The sequence below is a fragment of the Pseudoalteromonas sp. Angola-7 genome, assembly GCF_028599255.1.
In the GTDB taxonomy this organism is placed as follows: domain Bacteria; phylum Pseudomonadota; class Gammaproteobacteria; order Enterobacterales; family Alteromonadaceae; genus Pseudoalteromonas; species Pseudoalteromonas atlantica.
The window spans coordinates 1-631 of record NZ_JAQREL010000039.1 but is presented as its reverse complement, the minus strand read 5'-3'; the positions used below and the strand labels follow the sequence as shown (position 1 = coordinate 631).

Here is a 631-nt window from a genome sequence, read left to right as displayed (position 1 = left end):
TTTGCTCTGCGAGCAATGTTTTCATTTAACAACCGCATAAACCAGCTGATACTTGATAGGCGCTCTCGGTATTGCTTTACTGTTTGATTAAAAAAGATAAGTTCAACTTTACTTAGCTTTTCACCCTGTATGTATTTTTGTGTTAACAATGTGCCTTTACAGAGTTTATGCCAGCGAATAATAATCGCTTTATCATTTAGCCTATTCGCTTTTTTATCATCTACATACAGTACTAAGTGCGTGTGATTACTCATAACGGCATAAGCACACACGTCGATACAAAATACCTTAGCTAATTCAAGCAACTTATCCTCAACCCACCCTCGTCGATGCTCGTAAGATTGACCAGTAAAACGGTCTTCCCCACATAAAAAAGCACGACGAACACACCGTGAAATACAATGGTAGTATTTTGTATCAACCAAACTTACTTGTCGCTTTCTTGCAATTGCCATAAGACACCCAGCTCGTTTTTTACACTGATTAAAACGTAGTCTTCAATTTCCTAGATTCTAATTGGAAGTGCACCACCTAATTCATTATAGACTTCATTTGGTGTTTTAAATCCTAAACATTTTCTAGGGCGATTATTTAGTTGCTCCTCTACCTTTTTTAATTGCTGATGGCTTAC

Annotated in this window: 1 pseudogene; it reads right to left on the bottom strand. The window is 37.1% G+C overall.

From position 1 onward, the window contains the following. Positions 1–455, bottom strand: a pseudogene (locus PSH50_RS20990) (transposase); the annotation flags it as partial. Positions 456–631 lie beyond the last annotated feature (176 nt).